This is a genomic window from Paracoccus sp. L-17 (assembly GCF_056857655.1).
In genome coordinates this window covers 1-14,490 of record NZ_JBSXNM010000041.1, presented here as the reverse complement: position 1 = coordinate 14,490, position 14,490 = coordinate 1, and the positions used below count along the sequence as shown (strand labels likewise).

Annotated in this window: 14 protein-coding genes and 2 pseudogenes; 8 read left to right on the top strand and 8 right to left on the bottom strand. The window is 63.9% G+C overall.

Annotated features, from left to right (window positions below; translation table 11 throughout):
• The first annotated feature begins 7 nt into the window (after window positions 1–7).
• The 5 genes from AC13CR_RS11975 (at window position 8) to AC13CR_RS11955 (ending at window position 4,539) form a co-directional block, all read left to right on the top strand.
• Window positions 8–736, top strand: a complete 729-nt coding sequence (locus AC13CR_RS11975; protein WP_482919995.1) for a DUF6629 family protein — start codon at window positions 8–10, stop codon at window positions 734–736.
• Between the two features lie 35 nt (window positions 737–771).
• On the top strand, window positions 772–1,413 hold the full coding sequence (locus AC13CR_RS11970) for an RNA polymerase sigma factor (RefSeq protein ID WP_292952782.1): 642 nt from the start codon (window positions 772–774) through the stop codon (window positions 1,411–1,413).
• Between the two features lie 65 nt (window positions 1,414–1,478).
• A complete protein-coding gene (locus tag AC13CR_RS11965) occupies window positions 1,479–1,823 on the top strand; it encodes a hypothetical protein (protein ID WP_292952779.1) in 345 nt (114 codons plus the stop codon).
• 130 nt (window positions 1,824–1,953) lie between these two features.
• Window positions 1,954–3,126 carry a copper-containing nitrite reductase gene (gene nirK / locus AC13CR_RS11960; RefSeq protein ID WP_292952776.1) on the top strand — a complete coding sequence of 391 codons (1,173 nt, stop codon included), beginning with the start codon at window positions 1,954–1,956 and terminating at the stop codon, window positions 3,124–3,126.
• Window positions 3,127–3,360: 234 nt separating this feature from the next.
• Complete coding sequence (locus AC13CR_RS11955) at window positions 3,361–4,539, top strand: IS110 family RNA-guided transposase (RefSeq protein ID WP_446232298.1); 1,179 nt, start codon at window positions 3,361–3,363, stop codon at window positions 4,537–4,539.
• Window positions 4,540–5,315: 776 nt separating this feature from the next.
• On the opposite strand, the gene AC13CR_RS11950 is transcribed toward AC13CR_RS11955, so the two are convergent.
• Window positions 5,316–5,771, bottom strand: a complete 456-nt coding sequence (locus tag AC13CR_RS11950; RefSeq protein ID WP_446236309.1) for a DUF1499 domain-containing protein — start codon at window positions 5,769–5,771, stop codon at window positions 5,316–5,318.
• Window positions 5,762–6,055: pseudogene (locus AC13CR_RS11945) on the bottom strand (transposase); the annotation flags it as partial. The gene AC13CR_RS11950 and the pseudogene AC13CR_RS11945, both read right to left, overlap by 10 nt.
• Window positions 6,056–6,181: 126 nt before the next feature.
• On the opposite strand from AC13CR_RS11945, the pseudogene AC13CR_RS11940 reads away from it, so the two are divergent.
• A pseudogene (locus tag AC13CR_RS11940) lies at window positions 6,182–6,484 on the top strand (IS66 family transposase); the annotation flags it as partial.
• Here AC13CR_RS11940 and AC13CR_RS11935 read toward each other — a convergent pair.
• From AC13CR_RS11935 to AC13CR_RS11910, 6 genes are all read right to left on the bottom strand, one after another.
• Complete coding sequence (locus tag AC13CR_RS11935) at window positions 6,485–6,694, bottom strand: hypothetical protein (RefSeq protein ID WP_293015253.1); 210 nt, start codon at window positions 6,692–6,694, stop codon at window positions 6,485–6,487.
• A 432-nt stretch (window positions 6,695–7,126) separates the two neighbouring features.
• Window positions 7,127–8,212 (bottom strand): TRAP transporter substrate-binding protein DctP, encoded by a 1,086-nt coding sequence (gene dctP / locus AC13CR_RS11930; RefSeq protein WP_293015251.1) that lies wholly within the window; start codon window positions 8,210–8,212, stop codon window positions 7,127–7,129.
• Window positions 8,213–8,250: 38 nt separating this feature from the next.
• Window positions 8,251–9,576: a TRAP transporter large permease gene (locus AC13CR_RS11925; RefSeq protein ID WP_293015248.1), complete on the bottom strand. Its 1,326-nt coding sequence runs from the start codon at window positions 9,574–9,576 to the stop codon at window positions 8,251–8,253.
• Entirely contained in the window at window positions 9,566–10,087 is a 522-nt protein-coding gene (locus tag AC13CR_RS11920) for a TRAP transporter small permease subunit (protein WP_293768212.1), read from the bottom strand. The genes AC13CR_RS11925 and AC13CR_RS11920 overlap by 11 nt, the downstream gene beginning before the upstream one ends.
• 64 nt (window positions 10,088–10,151) lie before the next feature.
• Window positions 10,152–10,919, bottom strand: coding sequence for an enoyl-CoA hydratase-related protein (locus AC13CR_RS11915; RefSeq protein ID WP_293768215.1), 768 nt, complete (start codon window positions 10,917–10,919; stop codon window positions 10,152–10,154).
• The gene (locus AC13CR_RS11910) at window positions 10,912–12,600 is read right to left on the bottom strand and encodes an AMP-binding protein (RefSeq protein WP_446235224.1); all 1,689 of its coding nucleotides are present in this window, start codon (window positions 12,598–12,600) and stop codon (window positions 10,912–10,914) included. Before AC13CR_RS11910 ends, AC13CR_RS11915 begins: the two co-directional genes overlap by 8 nt.
• 139 nt (window positions 12,601–12,739) lie before the next feature.
• Here AC13CR_RS11910 and AC13CR_RS11905 point away from each other — a divergent pair, with 139 nt between their 5' ends.
• Window positions 12,740–13,423: a TetR/AcrR family transcriptional regulator gene (locus tag AC13CR_RS11905; protein ID WP_293015236.1), complete on the top strand. Its 684-nt coding sequence runs from the start codon at window positions 12,740–12,742 to the stop codon at window positions 13,421–13,423.
• A gap of 612 nt (window positions 13,424–14,035) precedes the next feature.
• Window positions 14,036–14,374, top strand: a complete 339-nt coding sequence (locus tag AC13CR_RS11900) for a Fic/DOC family N-terminal domain-containing protein (protein ID WP_482900885.1) — start codon at window positions 14,036–14,038, stop codon at window positions 14,372–14,374.
• Window positions 14,375–14,490 lie beyond the last annotated feature (116 nt).

Sequence of the window (14,490 nt, the reverse complement as noted above, 5' to 3'; positions counted from 1 at the left end):
TGCTACCGTGAACGGGCGTTGCGCGACCCGTCACGGAGAGATTTTCGCCATGTGCCTTTCCCAGACCGTCAGCTTTACTGCCAGCGCCTTTCTCGTGGTGGGTGGCGGTCATGCCGTCACGCGCGCCTGGGCGATCAATCCGCGGTATCTGCCGGTGGCGCTGATGCCGGTCTTTGCCGGACTTCAGCAATTCATGGAGGGCAACGTCTGGTGGGGGGTGAATACCGGCGATCCGGGCGCGACCCTGCTGGGGGCACTGGGGTTCATCTTCTTCACCTGGTTCATGTGGCCGTTCTGGATCCCGCTGGCCTCCTGGGTGCTGGAGCCGCCCGGCAGCCGGCGCCGGCCCTGGATGGCTGCCATGTCGGTCGCGGGGCTTGCCTTCGGACTGGCGCTCTATGTGCCGCATCTGGTCAATCCCGGCTGGATCGAGGTGACGGTCAATCAGGATTCGCTGGCCTACGACGGCACCATGCTGCTTGACTACCTGATGCCGCGCTGGATGACCTATGCGATCTACCTTTTCCTGATCATCGTGCCGCCGGCGATCTCGACCTATCTGCACATGCGCTGGTTCGCGCTGACCATCGTCGCGGTGGTCGTGGTGGACATCCTGTTCCTGCGCTATGCCTATATCTCGTTTTTCTGCCTTTTGGCCGGTCTTGGCACCCTGCATTTGATCTACATCATAGCGCGAAACAAATGCGCGCGCGAATGTCCTGTCCTGTTCGCATAGCCGGTTTTCCAGCCGCGCGAGAAAGGAGAGCGATCATGGACCAATCCGGAAACCTCGTTCGCGACCATGCCAGCCGTGACCACGCGCGGCTGGAGCGGACGCTGATCACCAGCCGAAAGACGTTTCTGGGCTTCCTGATGAAGCGATTGGGCAACCGCCCGGATGCCGAGGATGTCCTGCAGGAATTCTGCATCCGGGTTCTTGCGCGTCGGGATCAATTGCGCGAGGCCGAGCGGATGGACGCCTGGCTCTATGCGGTGCTGCGCTCGACCCTCAATGATCACTTCCGGAAGGCGGGCCGGGCAAGGCGCCTCGACAGCGCGATGGCGCTGGAGGCCAAATCGGCCGTGGTGGTCGAGGATGGCGTCGAGGGGATGGATGTCCTCTGCCAATGCATCAAGGGGCTGCTGGGCGAACTGCGCCCGGCCGACGCCGATCTGATCCGGCGCATCGACATCGACGAGACCCAGCGGGCCGAGGTTGCCGCGGATCTGGGGCTGCGGCCCGGAACCCTGAACGTCCGGCTGCACCGCGCCCGTGTCGCGCTAGGCGAGGCGTTGCTGGCGCATTGCGGACCCTGCTGTCGCCACGGCTTCGACGATTGTTCCTGCCCGCCTTCGGGCTGCGCGCATCCCGTGGAAGACACGGATTGCGAAGATGAATTGCTGGCCCTGTGACGGCCGGCCTGTAACCAAGCGCCTTTCGCGGCGTCATCATTTCGATGCTGATGCGGGAGGAAGGAATGACGCCGTCGCGCTTGTGCGGATCGAATCAGGCCATCGGAAAGACACCGGCCGACCGCGCGGTGGTCGCGGAACTGCTGACAAACGTCTTCTGCGATTGCGGGGAAGAGGTCGGGTTCCGGATCGGGACGATGGCATGCGAGCTGTTTCGCCGGGTCGATCTTGCAGGCCAGCCGACCCGGAAGGCAGCCCAGGCCCTGGGCCTTGATCCCCGCGATGCGGCGGCGATCCTGGATCTGGTGCGCCGAAACATCGCGGATGCCCTTGTCCACAGCATGTCCGCGCCGCCGATCCGGACCCCTCGCGACCGCGACGGCCTTCAGGCCGCGCCCCCGGACGGATGATCCGCCGCCGGTCGGCTGTGATGGATCAAGACCTGCAGGCCGCGTCTTCGTGGCCGGCCAGGCGGACCGTTTCTGATCAATGCGGCCCTTCGGGGCCATCCCGATTTCAACACGGAAAGGAGAAATCGCCATGACAATATCCAGCGACAAGGCAGGGGCCGCGGGCCCGAAAGCCCATGCCGCATCGGCGGGGGACGAGGCTCTGCGCGTCGGTCGTCGAAGCCTTCTGGTCGGCTCGGCCGGCCTGGCTGCGGGAAGCGTTCTGGCATATTCGCCCGCCGCCGCGCAGTCCGTCCGGTCCGGACAGGCCCAGACGGCCGGGCATGGGCTGGCTCCGGGGATGCTGGGCAACCGGCTCTATACCGCGAACCCGACCCATCCCAGCATGGCCGATATCAGCGAGAACCCGGCCAATGTCCCGCCGCCGATCACCCGCACCGAGCCCGCGACGATCCGTCTGGAATACGAGACCATCGAGATCGAGGCGCATCTTGACGGCAATACCAGCTACCGGTTCTGGACCTTCAACGGCAAGGTGCCCGGTCCCTTCGCGCGCGTCCGGGTCGGCGATACCGTCGAGGTCTATCTCAAGAACAACGAGGATAGCTGGTTTGCCCACAATATCGACCTGCACGCCGTAACCGGACCGGGCGGCGGCGCGGCGCTCGGCTCGCCGGGGCCGGGCGAAAGCTACAGCTTCAGGTTCAAGGCGCTCAATGCCGGGCTCTACGTCTATCACTGCGCGGTCGCGCCCGTGGCTCAGCACATCTCGAACGGCATGTATGGCCTGATCCTGGTCGAGCCGGAAGGCGGGCTGCCGCCGGTCGATCGGGAATATTATGTCATGCAGGGCGAACTTTATACCGAGGAACGCATCGGCACCCCGGGCCTGCTGACCGAAAGCTACGACAAGCTCGTCGACGAGCGTCCCGAATATTTCGTCTTCAACGGCCATACCGGCGCGCTGACCGATCACTATCCTCTCAAGGCCAAGGTCGGCGAGACGGTGCGCATCTTCTTCGGTGTCGGCGGGCCCAATTATACGTCGTCCTTCCACGTCATCGGCGAAATCTTCGATCGGGTCTATGTGCACGGATCGCTGGAGACACCGCCGCTGAAGGATGTCCAGACCGTCACGGTGCCGGCCGGCGGCTCGGCGATGGTCGAGTTCACATGCGATGTTCCCGGACGGTTCGTATTGGTCGATCATGCGTTGTCGCGGGCGGAAAAGGGTCTGGCGGGATATCTGATGGTCGAGGGCGAGGAAAACCCGGATCTGTTCGCGTCGCTGGATGAAGGCTAGCGTCAAGACCCGATCAGCCGATTGAAATGGCATGGCCGGAACTGCCCGACGACTTGAGCATGGACAGCATTGCCGTGCGCGTTTGGCTCCGCGCGCGCGGCGGAAAAGGGTGGGGCGCAGGTTCCGGCCATCGGCGCGCCTTTCGCCGCAACAAGATCCCATGGGCAGGTGGACGGCGTCCGGCTCGCTGACAGAGTGGGGTTGTTCATCGGACCGACCACTCTGGAGACGCTCATGGAAAAAATCGCCGACCGCCCCGCCGAACCGACCGCCGTCCGCACCGATCTTGGCGCAATCTTCGTCTCGTTGGAACTCAGCCGTTCGAGTTGGGTCGTCACCGCGCTGCTGCCGGGCGGCGGCGAGAAGATGTCTCGCCACGGCATCCCGGGCGGCGACATTGCGGGCCTGCTGGCCCGGTTCGCGCAGCTGCGGGACAAGGCGCAGGCGCGCACGGGGCGCCATTTCCCGATCATCGTGATCCAGGAAGCCGGGCTCGACGGATTCTGGATCCACCGCGCGCTGGTGAACGAGGGGGTCGAGAGCCACGTTGTCGATCCCGCCTCGATTGCCACGTCGCGACGAAGGCGCCGGGCGAAGACCGACCGGCTCGATGGCGAGACGCTGGTCCGGACCCTGCTCGCCTTCAAGCGCGGCGAGCCGCGGGTCTGCGCCATGGTCCGCGCACCGAGCCCCGAGGACGAGGATCGCCGGCGCATCACGCGCGAGCGCAAGGTGCTGATCGCGGAGCGCGTGGAGCACGTCAACCGCATCAAGGGCCTGCTGTTCGCGCAGGGCATCCGCGGCTACGAGCCGCTGCGCCGGGACCGGCGCGCGCGGTTGGAGGATCTGCGCACCGGAGACGGCCGCGATCTGCCGCCCCACCTGAAGGCGCAGATCCTCCGCGAGCTCGACCGGCTGGAACTCCTGCTCGAGCAGATCAAGGCGGTGGAGGCCGAGCGCGATGCCGCGCTCGCCGAGGAGCCGCAGGATGGCGAGACGCCCGCGGCGGCGAAGATGCTGCTGGACATCAGGGGCATCGGCCCGGAGTTCGCCGCACTTCTCTGGTCGGAGGGGCTGTTTCGCCATTTCGACAACCGAAGGCAGGTAGCGGCCTATGCGGGGCTGGCTCCGACGCCATGGCAGAGCGGCGCGGTGAGCCGCGAGCAGGGTGTGTCGAAGGCGGGCAATCCGCGATTGCGCTCCACGATGATCCAACTCGCCTGGCTCTGGCTGGGGCACCAGCCGCAGTCGGCGCTCACCCGCTGGTTTCGCGCGCGCGTCGAGCAGAATGGCGGTCGCCTGCGCAAAACGGCGATCGTCGCGCTGGCCCGGAAGCTGCTGGTGGCGCTGTGGAAATACGTCACATCGGGCGTGATGATCGAGGGTGCCGCCATGAAGCCGAGCACCCCCTGAGCCTGCCGTCCCCATTGATGCGTCGAATACCGGCCCGGGCCTGATCAGCCCGGATCGGTCCAGGCGGGCGAGCCGTACCAGTCCGTGGCCTGACAACAGGACCGTTAACAAGAAGGGTGTCGCCCCCTCCGAGCCCCGCCCGCCGCACGCGGGATATTGGTGCAGCCGTCCCTGGCGGCGACCGGATGTGAGGTTGATCGTGCCCGGGCCATCGGGCCGCGTCATGCAATCGGGCTCCGTCCCTGGATCGAAGGGCATCGAAGAAAGCGCCAGGCGATGCGCCGACGCGGGGAAATCGCGTGACTCGCGCGCCGGGACCTTGCCGGGCGGAGGCCCGCAGCCTGAAGCCATCGACATCCGACCCGGCGTACGAAGCTGCACTGGCCGCGGCCCCGCCGTCGCCAGCGTGTTGGTGCGCGCACCGACGGGGCCGCGGCCTTCGGTCGTGCCGGCCTCGGGGTGTTCCTGCCTGAGATTTGCAATCGCGCTGTCTCGCTTCCCCAGGTCTCAGCCCGTCCTTCAGGAACCGCATCCAAGCTCAGCGAAGGGATCGACCGCAATGAAAAGCCGAACGAAGAAGCGCTTGACCCAGAAAAGCCCGTGTGAGGACTGGCGCCGCATCGCCACCCGCCATGACAAGCGTGCCCGAAACTTCGAAACCGCCGTCGCCATCGCGGCCAGCAGTCTCTGCCGGACCTGATCGGGTCTCGACCCGAGGCAAACGAACCTTGAAGATTGTTCGGGCTGAATGAAGCGGTGATCAGGAAGTCCGGTGATCAGTCGCGGAACTGCTGCTGAAAGGCGCGGATACGGGCTGCATTGACGCCCTGGTCGCTGCGCCCGACCCTTGAGACGCTGCGCATATCGACGCGACTTCCGCCTTCCCGTGACGTCACGACGACCACGACATCGTCCGCGAAGTAGAAGTCAGGGGTTCGGGCTGTTGCCTCGAAGCAGAGGCGCTCGGGGTCTTTCGCAACGATTTCCCAGCCCATGTCCTCGGCGATTTTGAGAGCGCGCAGATACGCCGCATCTGCGGGCAGGTCTGTTGCGAGCGGTGCGATGTCGGGATAGGCGGCGGCTTGGGCCGCCGCCAGTTCGGGACCAGCGTATCCAAGCGTATTGCTCGCCCCTGCGCGGGTGTCGTCCAGCACCTGGAATGAGGGTGGGTTGGCCGTGTCGGTCGAGATGTCGTGGTTGGGCGCTGCGGGCGGCGCCGGGTTGAGCGCCATTCGCTGATCTTGCCCGCATCGTCCTCGATCCGGGCGCGCGGCACGCGCACCGTCCCGGTGCCGAATGTGGCGGTGAGCCGGCGGTCGCGATGTCCGTGGCGGCAGCCCTTCTTTGATCCGCCGCCGCGGCCATAGTGGCAGCGCCCGATGAAGGCCTCGGATTCTTCCTCAAAGAGCGTCTCGATGGTCGCCCGAATGTTCTGCCGAAGCCGATCCTCGATCGGATCGTAGCCCGTCGCACCGGGCAGTAGCGCATGCGTGTCGGTGTCTGGTATCTTGGTCATGGCGTAATCTCCCTGGCGGTGCCAGCCGCCGGTTGGGTGGGTTCAAGTCACCCGGAGATTGCGCCGCCAAACAATTTCCACCACTTCCGAGACATGACCATCAACTCCATGTTCGAGAAAGACGGCCGATGGCAGGCCTTCACGGCATTCCTCGATGACGGGCGCATCTGCCTGACGAACAATGCGGCCGAACGCGCCCTGCGCGGCGTGGCTTTGGGCAGAAAGTCATGGCTTTTTGCGGGTTCCGAACGCGGTGGTGATCGGGCCACCGCCATGCATACCCCCATCGTCACGGCCAAAATGAACGACATCGACCCGTAGACCCTGCACGCCGATGTTCTCACCCGGCTGCCTGACATGCCCGTCTCGCGCGTGCCTGAACCTCTGCCCTGGAACTGGAAAACCCGGTCCCTCGCCGAGGCCGCATGATCATGGCCCTGGCGACAGCAGCATCATCGCATTCACCCCGTCCGGTATCGAAAACCTGAGAGAGCTCATCGAAATGGACCGCGAGCGCGCGCGCTGACCGCGTGCGATCCACGCCGGATGCTTACGATCGGAAGCAGTTTCGTCGAGATGCATGCGCCACAGGTCCTGATAGGCCACCTGCGCGATTCGAGAATCGGATATGACGGTCATGGGCGCCCTCAAGTCTGTGTGCATCACAGCTATAATTGCTGCACTCTAGCGCAAGTGTGCAGCAGGAATTTTTTCGCTGCACATGATTCAACGCTTGTTGCTTCGCTGACTCGTCGACAAGCGAATATCTCAAGGCACCTTATTCCGTCCGGTGGCGTCCGGCACCGAAGGAATGACCCACTCCCTGGCAGGGCAGTGGGTCCTGTTTTGCGAAACTCCCTCGACCGATGCCATAGCCGATCCGAGATGGGCGCAGATAGGCAAAGAGGCCGATCATGAAACCGATACGATAGCTTGACCCGGCGGAAAGCCGGTCGAAAATCCGGGACTACCTCTTCTGAAGCCGCATGGACCGTCATCGATCCGGTGCAACGCTCGGCACGCCGGAGCATTTAGTCCGGTGTGCCGAGCGCCTCCCGTTCACGGGAAGGGCTACTTGGCGCATTCCTGAATGGCAGCCAGATCGGGTCCCTTCGGCGTGCGTCCCAGGTTGAACGGAACCGAGGCGTCCCGCCACAGAGCATAATTTTCCAGATACTCGATCTGGCTGGCATACACCTTGGCTGCGGTCGGGTTCTCGCAGGCGACCTCCTGAATGGTCTCGTTTGCGGTTTGCTGAATCTTCTCCAGCGAGGCATCGTCCATCCGCGTGATCTCGATCCCCGCATCCTGGAACTTTGCATAGGCTTCGGTGGCCCGCTTTTCGGTGAATGACAGGCTCCACAGCATGGTGGATTCGGCGGCAACGCGCAGCTGTTCCTGCGTCTGTTCGTCCAGCGCGTCCCAAGCCGCCTTGTTGATCATCACCCCGAAGACAGAGGATGACTGGTGCCAGCCCGGCGTCGACCAGTATTTGGTGACCTGCTGGAAACCCCCCGAGAAATCGACGTTGGGGGTCGAGAACTCGGCTCCGTCCACCACGCCGCGTTCAAGCGACTGATAGATCTCTCCACCGGCGATACTGACCTGGCTGCCGCCCAGCTTTTCCAGCAGACGACCCTGTTCAAGGCCGGACAGGCGCAGCCGCATGCCTTGCAGATCCTCGATCTTGCTGATCGGCTTGTTGACCGTGCGAAAGCCGGATTCGTTGTTGGTCACGCCATAGGGTAGATAGACCATGCCGAACCTGCCATAGGTCTCATCATACATTTCCTGGCCGCCCCATTCGGTGATCCAATTGATGTAATCGACGGCGTTGAACAGGCTCGACGTGGTAGCCAGCGGCGAGAATGCGGCATCGCGCCCGGCCCAGTAGCCCGGCCAGTCCGCGCCTGCCTGGATCGTGCCGCTTTCGACGGCACCGAAGACTTCGCCCGCCGGAACGAGGCTGCCGCCGTCATAGAATTCGATCGTCAGCTTGTCGGGATCGACCAGCTTCTTGACCGTCTCGACCCAGTGCTTGTCGATCTCGATCAGTTCAAGGCTGGACGGCCAGACCGACGTCATGGTCCATTTCTCGGCCATCGCGGGTGCCACCATTGCAACCGTCAACGCGGCGCTTGTCAGAAGTCTTTTCATGTATTCCTCTCCCATTGAAAAAAAGTGGTGGCGGCGTGTCAGCCGCCATAGATCGCCGCCGGCAGCCAGGTGACCAGCGACGGAAACACGATTATCAGCGCGCACATCATGACGATCAGAATGATGAACGGCAGGACGCCCAGGATGATGTCGCCGGTCGTGATCTCCGGCGGCGATATGGCTCGCATGTAGAACAGCGCATATCCGAAGGGCGGCGACAGGAAGCTGGTCTGCAGCACCACCGCCATCAACACGACGAACCACAAGGGATCGACGTTCATCTCGGCCACCAGAGGCAGGAAGATCGGGAAGGACAACAACACGATCCCGGTCCAGTCCAGAAACATTCCCAGGATGAAGACCGCGACCAGCATCGCCGCGATCAGCGTATAGGGATCGCTGGCCAGTCCGCGCATCAGATCCTGACTGGCGCGAAGCCCGCCGGTGATGTTGAAGACCCCGGTGAAGGCCGTGGCCCCCACGACGATGAACAGGATCATCGCCGATGTCCGGCCGGTTTCCAACAGCGCCGAATAGAAGGTCGCCCATCCGAACCGGCGACGCGCGATCACGATCAGCAGGGCCAACACGGCCCCGATGGCGCTGGCCTCGGTCGCGGTGGCGATCCCTGCGAGCAGCGATCCCAAGATGCCCAGGATCAGGATCAGCGGCGGCACCGCTTCGACGATCAGCATCCGCCACATCGCGCTACGGCTGATCTGTTCCTCGTCCCGGATCGGCGGAGCCCATTCGGGCTTCAGCCAGGCGATGATGACGACATAGACCGCATACATCATTCCCAGAAGAATACCCGGAATCATCGCACCCGCAAACAACTGGCCCACCGACAGGCCGGGCGCATAGGATGCCATCAGGATCAGCATGATCGAGGGCGGAATCAGGATGCCCAGACAGCCCGAGGCCGCAATCAGTCCGGACGCCATGCGGCGGTCATAGCCGTATTGCAGCATGGGGCGCAGGGCCATCATTCCCATCACGGTAATTGACGCGCCGATAATGCCGGTCGTCGCGGCCAGCAGGATCGAGATGAACACGACCGCCAGGCCCAGCCCGCCGGTCACCCGCGCCATCAGGTGGCGCAGGGCCTCGAACATCTTGTCGGTAACGCCGCTGTCGGACAGGAACCGCGCCATCAGCACGAAGAGCGGGATCGCTATCAGGACGTAATTGTCCAGGACGTCTCCGAAGATCCGGTTGATGACGATGCCCAGAACCATCGGCTTTCCGGCGATCAGTGCCCCCAGAACCGCCGTTCCGCCCAGCACCAGCGCCAGCGGATGGCCCATGAACAGGCCCAGCAGCAGCAGGCCGGACATGACCAGCGCAATCGTTTCACCGGACATCCAGCGGCTCCATCGGTTGAAGATCGTCGGTCTTGCGCAGGGCCAGTTTCAGAATTTCGCTGATACCCTGCAGCAGCAGCAGGACCGCCGCCACGAACATCGCCATCTTCAGCGGATAGACCGGCAATTGCACGGCACCATACGTCACCTCTCCCTGTTGCCACGAGGTCATGGCGAAATCCCAGCTGCGGCGGGCAAAAACCCAGGCGAAGGGCAGGAAGAAGATGATGTAGCCCGCAATCTCGACCCAGCGGCGCAGGGCGGGACGCAAGCGCGCCGTGACCAGATCGACGCGCACATGGGCCTGATGGCGAAGGGCATACCCGCCAAGCAAGATAAAGTAGAACCCGTAGAGTTGCTTGGTCAGGTCAAAGGCCCATCGCGTCGGCTGCCCGAACACATAGCGCATGACGACATCATAGATGATGATTCCCGCAAACAGCACGGCCACGACCGATACGACGCGGCCAACAGCCTCGTTTATCGAGTCGATAAGGCGGATCAGCGGCATGTGGTAATTCCCCCTGCGTTGATGCGGTCCGCCGGTTTCAGGGCGTCGCGCAATTCGAACCCTATCAGCATCCGCGCCATCTGGCGGGCCGTTTTTCGGCAAAGGCCAAGGCACCCTCCTTCGCATCGGCCGAGGCGGCGACGGGCGCGAAGATGCTGTCATTGCGGCGCCACAATTCCGCCTCGTCCCTGTTCCGGGCGGCATTCAGCAAAGCCAGCGTCGCGGTCACGGACAAGGGGGCGTTGGCGACGATCCGATGCGCCAGGGCCCGCGCGTCGGGCAACGGATCGTCAGCGGATGCAAGGCTTATCAGACCCAGTTCCATCGCCTCGTCCCGATCGAAAGCGCGCGCAGACAAGAGAATCTCGGCAGCACGGGCTTGCGGGATGCGGGCGGCCAGCCGAAACACCCCTCCCGCGCCCGCGATCAGGCCGCGCTGCGGTTCCGGCAGGCCGAACCGCGCCCCCGGTCCGGCCACGATCATGTCGCAGGCCAGTGCCAGTTCGAACCCTCCCGCCAGCGCCGGACCCGCCACGGCGGCGATCAGGGGTTTCTTGCGCATCCGCCGTGCCAGACCACCAAAGCCGAAAGGCCCGTCCAGAATCGCGCCGGCCTTGCCTTCGGAAAAGGCCCGCAGATCCAGGCCGGCAGAAAAGGCCGGACCGCTGGCAGCGAGAATCGCGATGCGGATATCGTCATCCGCCTCGATCCGGTCAAAGGCTGCAGTCATCGCGTCGTTCAGCTCCGCATTGATCGCATTGCGGGCAGCCGGGCGATTCAGCGTGACGGTGGCGATGGCGCCATCGACCTGGAACAGGATCGGCTCAGCCATCGGCGGGCTTTGTCGCCTGCGCCGACAGCGCGGCGCGGGCACGCAATTCGGCGCGGATGATCTTGCCGGTGGTGGTCATCGGCATCTCGTCGATGAAATGAACAGCGCGCGGATATTCATAGGCCGCCAGATGCCGCCGCACATGGTCCGAGATCTGGTCGGCCAGGTCGGCGCTGGCCACATGGCCCGGCGTCAGCGTCACGAACGCCGCCACGATGTGCCCTCGGATTGGGTCGGGCTGCCCCACCACGCCCGCCAGATGCACAGCGGGATGGCGCAGCAGGCAATCCTCGATCTCGGCCGGGCCAATCCGGTAGCCGGCGGACGAGATCACGTCGTCGTCGCGGCCGACGAAGTGCAGCCGCCCGTCGGCACGCCGCCTGCCCCGGTCGCCGGTCAGCAGCCAGCGTCCCGATGGCGCGCTGAGAAACTTGGCCTCTGTCGCCCGGGGATTGTTCCAATAGCGAAGGAACATCACCGGGTCAGGCCAACGCACCGCGATCTCTCCCTCGGTTTCGTCGGGCAAGACGTTGCCGGTGGCCGCGTCTATCACCGCGACGTCGTGGCCGGGCGCGGCACGACCCATCGCACCCGGGACCGCCGGCTCGACCGCATCGCAGCACGAAACCGTCATGTTGCATTCGGTCTGGCCGTAGAATTCATTGATCGTGGTGCCAAAGACCCGCCGGCCCCATTCCAGCAGTTCGGCGCCCAGCGGCTCGCCTCCGCTGGCGACCGACCGCAGCGTCAGGTTCCACCTTCCGGCGTCCGGTTCCAGGCGCATCATCTTCAACGCGGTGGGCGGAAGAAATGCATTGCGAACGCCGTGATCGCGCATCAGATCGAAGGCCGCGCGGGCCGTGAACTTGCGAAACCGGCACGCGACGACCGGAATGCCGTGATAGAGCCCTGGCATCAGGACATCCAGCAGACCCCCGATCCAGGCCCAGTCCGCGGGCGTCCACAAGCGGTCGCCGGGCTGCGGCATCAGGTTGTGGCTGACCTCGACTCCCGGCAGATGACCCAGCAGAACCCGGTGTGCGTGCAAAGCTCCCTTGGGGCTGCCAGTGGTCCCCGAGGTATAGATGATCATGGCCGGATCGTCGGCCAGGGTCGGCTCGGCGGGATAAGTATCGGGCATGACGGCACAGGCATCGTCCAGATCAAGGACCGCGACCTTTCCGAAACCCGCGGCCGCGTCAGGCGGCAAGCCCTTGCACAGGATCAGCGTCAGGTCGGGCAGGTCGGTGGCAATGCCGGCCAGAAGTTCCAGACGCGCGGCGTCGGTGACGATTGCACGGGCCCCGGAATCGCGCATACGATGCAACAGCGCCTGGGGACCGAAGAGCGTGAACAGCGGCAAGGAGATGCCGCCCATCCGGGTCACCGCGACATGAGCGACGGCGGTCTCGATCGATTGCGGCAACAGCACGCCGACCCGGTCGCCGGGCGCATCCGTCCGTCGCAGCGCGATACCGTGCCTCGCCAGAACATGCGACAGGCGGGCTGCGCGCTGGCCAAGTTCGCGATAGCTGTGCCGCGTGCTGTGACCATCCTCGTCGACCTCGATGATCGCGACCCGGCCCGGATCGCGGCCGATCCAGTGATCGCAGACCGCCTCACCGATGTTGAAATGCCGTGGCACCCGCCATGCGAAGTCCGGCAGTTCCGCCGCCGACATCGCCCGTCCCTGCAAGACTGATCTCCCTCCCACCGGTCATGTCCGCGCCCCACGCGGCGATCACTTGATCGATCCGACGCTAGATTGCGGGGCCAATTACTGTCAATAAGGAAGTCGGGAGGCGGAGGGTCGATGGAAAATGCGAACGATTGATCGCCTGCCGCAGGTTTCAGCCGAGGATGGCAAGCTGCGCCAGCGCACAATTGACCAGATCCGCGCGGCCGGCCTGCAACTGATCTATGAACGCGGCTACGAAGGAATGGGGTTGCGGCTTCTGGCACGGAAGGCGGGCATCGGGCAAAGCACCCTCTACGGCCATTTCGCGACCAAGCAGGATCTTCTGCTGGATCTGATCTGCCTGCACATGGACGATTTGCTGACCAGCCTGCGCCGCCATGTTCCCGAGGCAGGTCCGCCGCTTCCCCGTTTCCTGGCCTTCGTGCGGTTTCATCTGGCCTATCATCTGCGCCGTCATCGAGAAGTCTTCATCTGCTATTCCGAATTGCGCAGCCTGAACCCCGACAACCATGCCCGCGTGACGAAACTGCGCGGCATCTATGAACATGTCCTGATCGGCATCATCCGCGAAGGGATCGAAACCGGCATCATGCGGCGCGCCGATGCTCGCGTCGCGGCCTATGGCATCCTGTCGCTGCTGTCAGGGGTGACCGCCTGGTTCGATTCCGATGGCCCGCTGTCTGAAGTCGAGGTCTGCGACGAATATACCCGTCTGGCGCTTGCCGCCGTGACCGATCCGCTGGGCGCGGTCATGTCCATGGGCGGCACGGCTCTGTCGCCGGACGATGGGCCGATCCGAGACTGATGACACGAGCATCAGACCCCGTCCCGATGGCTTTTGTCGCAAACTCCGGCGCCGATCAGATGATGCCTTTGTTTTCGGCCGGTTATGCGGCCAGCGCGGCGAATTGGGCAAACGGGCACAGTCCGGGCGTCAGCTGACCCTAGCGGATCATGGTCGCGACCTCGATACCTTCGAGTGCTGCCGAGGCTCAGGGTTCCGATTTCCTTACGCCGGGCCGCAACCGCCTGCCCGTCGATTTCGACGGGTTGAAGCTGGTATCCCTTTCCCCCCGGAAATAGGCTGCGCAAAGGGTCGGAAATGCCGGTGGATCCGGGGACATCGTGAATATCGTTTCCTGACAAGGAGTTCTGAGAAGTCTGTTCCCTGTACGTGCGGGGATGAACCGCGGGATCGCCAAAACCGATGTCCGCATTGCATCTGTTCCCTGTACGTGCGGGGATGAACCGTTCTCCGTATCGACATAGCCGATCTTGGCGCCCTGTTCCCTGTACGTGCGGGGATGAACCCTCCCGTTACAGACCTGTTACTCGCTGTTGCTCCTGTTCCCCGCACGTGCGGGGATGAACCGGAGATCGGAAAGGGGGCAGGGTGGTGCTGGAAGCGTCGGACAACATGCGCCTCTCCTTCCGGCACGGGTGCGGGTCTCATTTCCGCGAGGCATGTTCTTTTCATGTTCGCGCAAACCGGCCTGAGCGAACATATGCTGCGTGTCATGTTAAGAAAAACAGATTTATCGAACATGTCGATGGTCTCATGGATCTGGAGACCGTGCGGGTCTTGAAGAGCTTGAACCGCGCTTCCAGTGCATTGGCCACCTTGAAGGGTCAGGCGAGAACGATCCCGAACCAGGGTATCCTGATCGTCACCCTGGCCCTGCAGGAGGCAAAGGCCTCGTCCGAGGTCGAGAACATCGTTACGATGCAGGAGTTAGCGTCCGAGGACGTGGTGTAATTTCTGCGCCTTCATCGGTGCAATCCCGGGTGGCCATCGAGGTGTATGGTCGAGGTGGAGTTTCGACGCTTCAACCACGAACCCTACGGAGACCCCGATGACCAAAACCAACATGG

Coding starts and splice junctions, on each gene's coding strand:
- AC13CR_RS11970 (WP_292952782.1), top strand. CDS start 772: ATGGACCAATCCGGAAACCTCGTTCGCGACCATGCCAGCCGTGACCAC.
- AC13CR_RS11965 (WP_292952779.1), top strand. CDS start 1,479: ATGACGCCGTCGCGCTTGTGCGGATCGAATCAGGCCATCGGAAAGACA.
- nirK (WP_292952776.1), top strand. CDS start 1,954: ATGACAATATCCAGCGACAAGGCAGGGGCCGCGGGCCCGAAAGCCCAT.
- AC13CR_RS11955 (WP_446232298.1), top strand. CDS start 3,361: ATGGAAAAAATCGCCGACCGCCCCGCCGAACCGACCGCCGTCCGCACC.
- AC13CR_RS11950 (WP_446236309.1), bottom strand. CDS start 5,771: ATGGCGCTCAACCCGGCGCCGCCCGCAGCGCCCAACCACGACATCTCG.
- AC13CR_RS11935 (WP_293015253.1), bottom strand. CDS start 6,694: ATGACCGTCATATCCGATTCTCGAATCGCGCAGGTGGCCTATCAGGAC.
- dctP (WP_293015251.1), bottom strand. CDS start 8,212: ATGAAAAGACTTCTGACAAGCGCCGCGTTGACGGTTGCAATGGTGGCA.
- AC13CR_RS11925 (WP_293015248.1), bottom strand. CDS start 9,576: ATGTCCGGTGAAACGATTGCGCTGGTCATGTCCGGCCTGCTGCTGCTG.
- AC13CR_RS11920 (WP_293768212.1), bottom strand. CDS start 10,087: ATGCCGCTGATCCGCCTTATCGACTCGATAAACGAGGCTGTTGGCCGC.
- AC13CR_RS11915 (WP_293768215.1), bottom strand. CDS start 10,919: ATGGCTGAGCCGATCCTGTTCCAGGTCGATGGCGCCATCGCCACCGTC.
- AC13CR_RS11910 (WP_446235224.1), bottom strand. CDS start 12,600: ATGTCGGCGGCGGAACTGCCGGACTTCGCATGGCGGGTGCCACGGCAT.
- AC13CR_RS11905 (WP_293015236.1), top strand. CDS start 12,740: ATGCGAACGATTGATCGCCTGCCGCAGGTTTCAGCCGAGGATGGCAAG.
- AC13CR_RS11900 (WP_482900885.1), top strand. CDS start 14,036: ATGCGCCTCTCCTTCCGGCACGGGTGCGGGTCTCATTTCCGCGAGGCA.